Below are 3961 nucleotides of genomic sequence, written 5' to 3'. Positions count from 1 at the left end.
CCGGGCTCGCGTACGGGGTGGGGGTGGGGCTCGGGGAGGAACCGGCGCCGTCGCCCGGGGTCGGGCTGGGGCTCGGATTCGGGTCCGGGCTCGGGCTCTGACTCGGGCTCGGGGAGACGCTGGAGCCGGGGCTCGGGGTGGGCGTCGGGGTGGGGCTCGGTTCCGGCGTGCTCGGCCGGACGAGGGCGACGCGGGGCGCGGCCGAGGCCCGGCCCCGTACCGTCCCGTCCGGCGCGAGGAAGGCCGGGTCGCCGCCCGGCACCATGCCCAGTTCGGCGGCGCGGCGGGCGAGCGCGTCGGGCGCGGAGTAGGCGTCCACGTCCCGCTGGAGTTCCTGCTGCTCGTCGGTGAGGTCCGTGGACTGCTTCTTGAGCCGGCTCACCTGGAAGGAGCCCTCGTTGAGCGAGGAGTTGAGCACGAGGAGCGTGATGAGCCCCCCGGCGAGGAGGACGACGACGAGCAGCACGAAGGGCGTGCGCGCCGCCCGGTTCGTACCGCGCTCGGGCAGCAGCCGGGCGAGCGCCGCCGCCCGGCCGCGCAGGACACCGTTCACGACTCCTCCGGGGGGTGACACGCGTGGGCACTGCTGCCGGTTCCGCGGGTGCGGCCGGTGCCGGTACGGGTACGGGGCGGCCCGCTTCCGCTCACACGGCCCCCTCGCGGAGGCGCTCGGCCCCGCGCAGGCGGGCGGGCGCGGCACGGCGGTTGGCGGCGACCTCTTCCTCGGCGGGCAGTTCGGCGCCGCGCGTGAGGAGTTTGAGGCGGGGCTGGTAGCGCTCGGGGACGACGGGGAGCCCGGGCGGCGCGGTGCTCGTGGCCCCGGCGGACAGGACCTGCTTGACGAGCCTGTCCTCCAGGGAGTGGTAGGAGAGGACGGCGATCCGGCCGCCGACGGCGAGGGTGTTCACCGCCGCGGGGATCGCGCGTTCCAGGACCGACAGTTCGCCGTTGACCTCGATGCGCAGCGCCTGGAAGGTGCGTTTCGCGGGGTTCCCGCCGGTGCGCTTGGCGGCCTGCGGCAGGGCCTCGCGGATCAGCTCGACGAGGCGCGCGCTGCGGTCGAAGGGCTCCTTCTCCCGTTCGCGCACGACGGCGGAGACGATCCGGCGGGCCTGCTTCTCCTCCCCGTACGTGCGCAGGATGCGGACGAGTTCCCCGGGCGGGTAGGTGTTGAGGACCTCGGCGGCGCTCATGCCCGCCGTCTGGTCCATGCGCATGTCGAGCGGGGCGTCCTGCGCGTAGGCGAAGCCGCGGTCGGCCTCGTCGAGCTGCATCGAGGAGACGCCGAGATCGAAGAGGACGCCCTGGACGCGGGGGACGCCGAGCCGGTCGAGGACGTCGGGCAGTTCGTCGTAGACGGCGTGGGCGAGCGTCGCCCGCTCGCCGAAGGGGGCGAGGCGCTCCCCGGCCAGGCGCAGCGCCTCCTTGTCGCGGTCGAGCGCGACGAGCCGGGCGGCGGGGAAGGTACGGAGCAGGGCCTCGCTGTGGCCGCCGAGACCGAGGGTGCAGTCGACGACCACCGCGCCCGGCTCGGCGAGGGCGGGGCCGAGGAGGTCGAGGCAGCGGCGCAGCATGACGGGGACGTGACGCCCCTCGGCCGTCCCGGCCGCCGGTGCGGGCCGGTCCTGCGCTGTGCCCCCGGGTGCTGTGCCCTCGGGCGTCTGGTCCGTGTGCAATGTCCTGCCCGTCACCCTCGTCGATAGGCGCCTCGCGCCCTGGTCCCGCCCCGATCCCGCGCCCTGTCCCCCGCCGTGCCCCCGCGCGGACGGCGCGGCGGGGACGCGCGGCCTGGTCCCCTCCCGCTCGGAAGGGGAGTGGCCCGCCGGCGCCTCGCGGCACCGGCCGGCCGGAACGGGAGGGGGCCGGGTCGTACGTATCCGCCGCGCACCGTGGAGAAGCGGCCCCGGGACGCGGGGCCGCGGCCGACACGGACCGCGACAGTCTCCAGCGGGGTGTCCGGGGTCCCGCTTCGCGTCACTTTAGTCCACCCTGTCGCCCGGTCAATCAACCACCCTGCGCGTCGCGGAGCCCGTGAAACCAGGGGTCACGCGCCATGATCACGCGGGTACGGCGTGCGGTGCCGCCCGCGTGCGGGTCCGCGCGCGGCGGGGCCCGGTGGCGCGGTTGGGTACCGTCTGGAGCATGACTTCCGCCCCTATCACCCCCGGTACCTCGGTCACCGACCGCCTCGTCGCCTCGAACGAGGCGTACGCCAAGACGTTCACCGACCCCGGCATGGACGCCCGGCCCGTGCAGAAGGTCGCCGTCGTCGCCTGCATGGACGCGCGCATCGACCTGCACGCCGCGCTCGGCCTGGAACTCGGCGACTGCCACACGATCCGCAACGCGGGCGGCGTGGTGACCGATGACGTGATCCGGTCCCTGACGATCAGCCAGCGCGCCCTGGGCACCCGCAGCGTCGTCCTCATCCACCACACCAACTGCGGTCTCGAATCGCTGACCGAGGACTTCCGCCAGGACCTGGAGCGCGAGGTGGGCCAGCGTCCCTCGTGGGCGGTGGAGTCCTTCACCGACGCCGAGCAGGACGTGCGGCAGTCGATGCAGCGGGTGCGCACCTCGCCGTTCCTCGTCGAGGCGAACGACGTGCGCGGCTTCGTCTTCGACGTGCACACCGGGCTGCTGCGCGAGGTCGACCCGGCCCCGGCCGCCTGAGCCGGGCCCCGTCCACGGCCGCGTGCGGTGCCGCCCGTTCCGTATCCCCGGTTCCGGCTACCGCCCGCGGCCGGGAATCGGCCGAATCCGGCGGACAAATGCCACAAGCACTGACAAGCGGTGAGCTGTTGTCCGCGGGCGAGTGACACGAACCGATAACGGCAACAAGAATGCGTGGAGAGCCCGCGCGGAGTGGTCCGCGCGGGGTCCAGGACATGTCGGGTGCCGGCTCGCCGCGAGCCGGGCGCAACCCGGTGGAGGGGTGGCCCCGCCCGGGGCCGTGGGCCGAGGAGGGCCGGGTGACGACCTTTGACGAGCGCGCCGACGCGCGGGGGGACCTGAGAGACCTGAGCGAGACGGCGGGCCGGGTACGGGGCGCCGTCGAGACGGTCATCGAGGGCAAACCGGACGTCGTCCGGCTCGCCCTGACCGTGCTGCTCGCGGAGGGGCACCTGCTCATCGAGGACGTGCCGGGGGTCGGCAAGACGATGCTCGCGCGGGCGCTGGGGCGCTCCGTGGACGCCACCGTGCGCCGTATCCAGTTCACCCCGGACCTGCTCCCCTCGGACATCACCGGCGTCTCCGTCTACGACCAGGTCTCCGGCACCTTCGACTTCAAACCCGGCGCCGTCTTCGCGCAGATCGTGATCGGCGACGAGATCAACCGCGCCTCGCCGAAGACGCAGTCGGCGCTCCTGGAGGCGATGGAGGAGGGGCAGGTCACGCTCGACGGCGAGACCTTCCCGCTGCCGCGCCCCTTCATGGTCGTCGCGACGCAGAACCCCGTCGAGATGGAGGGCACCTACCCGCTCCCGGAGGCGCAGCGCGACCGTTTCATGGCGCGCGTCTCGATGGGCTACCCCTCGGCCGAGGCCGAGCTGAAGATGCTCGGCGCGCACGGCGCCGCCTCGCCGCTCGACGCGCTCGTCCCCGTCGCGCACGTCGACGAGATCGCCAAGCTCGTCGAGGCGGTGCGCGGGGTGCACATCGCCGAGGACATCGAGCGGTACGCGGTGGCGCTCACGCAGGCCACCCGGGTCCACCCCGAGCTGCGGCTCGGCGCCTCGCCGCGTGCCACGCTCCATCTCGTCCGGGCCGCGCGCGCCTCGGCCGCGCTCGCCGGGCGCGACTTCGTGCTCCCGGACGACGTGCAGCACCTCGCGGTGCCGGTGCTCGCGCACCGGCTGCTCCCGACGACGCAGGCCCAGCTCGGGCGGCGCAGCGCCGAGGCGATCGTCGTCGAGCTGCTCCAGCAGGTGCCGATCCCGGACAGCGGCGCCCGCGTGGG

The 3961-nt window shown here is 74.6% G+C and carries 4 protein-coding genes; 2 read left to right on the top strand and 2 right to left on the bottom strand.

Features of this window, described 5'->3' with window-relative positions; all coding sequences use genetic code 11:
- Together G3I42_RS11810 and rsmH are read right to left on the bottom strand one after the other, a co-directional pair.
- The coding region (locus tag G3I42_RS11810; protein WP_164285195.1) for a septum formation initiator family protein at positions 1-553 on the bottom strand (553 nt) is incomplete at its 3' end.
- A gap of 91 nt (positions 554-644) precedes the next feature.
- On the bottom strand, positions 645-1676 hold the full coding sequence (gene rsmH, locus G3I42_RS11805; protein WP_275405247.1) for a 16S rRNA (cytosine(1402)-N(4))-methyltransferase RsmH: 1032 nt from the start codon (positions 1674-1676) through the stop codon (positions 645-647).
- A 466-nt stretch (positions 1677-2142) separates the two neighbouring features.
- Here rsmH and G3I42_RS11800 point away from each other — a divergent pair, with 466 nt between their 5' ends.
- Together G3I42_RS11800 and G3I42_RS11795 are read left to right on the top strand one after the other, a co-directional pair.
- Positions 2143-2673, top strand: coding sequence for a carbonic anhydrase (locus G3I42_RS11800; RefSeq protein WP_164285190.1), 531 nt, complete (start codon positions 2143-2145; stop codon positions 2671-2673).
- Positions 2674-2972: 299 nt separating this feature from the next.
- On the top strand, positions 2973-3961 hold a 989-nt coding region (locus G3I42_RS11795; protein ID WP_164285188.1), incomplete at its 3' end, for a MoxR family ATPase.

The organism is Streptomyces sp. SID11385, from assembly GCF_010548245.1.
Lineage (GTDB): Bacteria > Actinomycetota > Actinomycetes > Streptomycetales > Streptomycetaceae > Streptomyces.
Note: the sequence above shows the minus strand (reverse complement) of the source record. Positions and strands in the feature narration are given on the sequence as shown.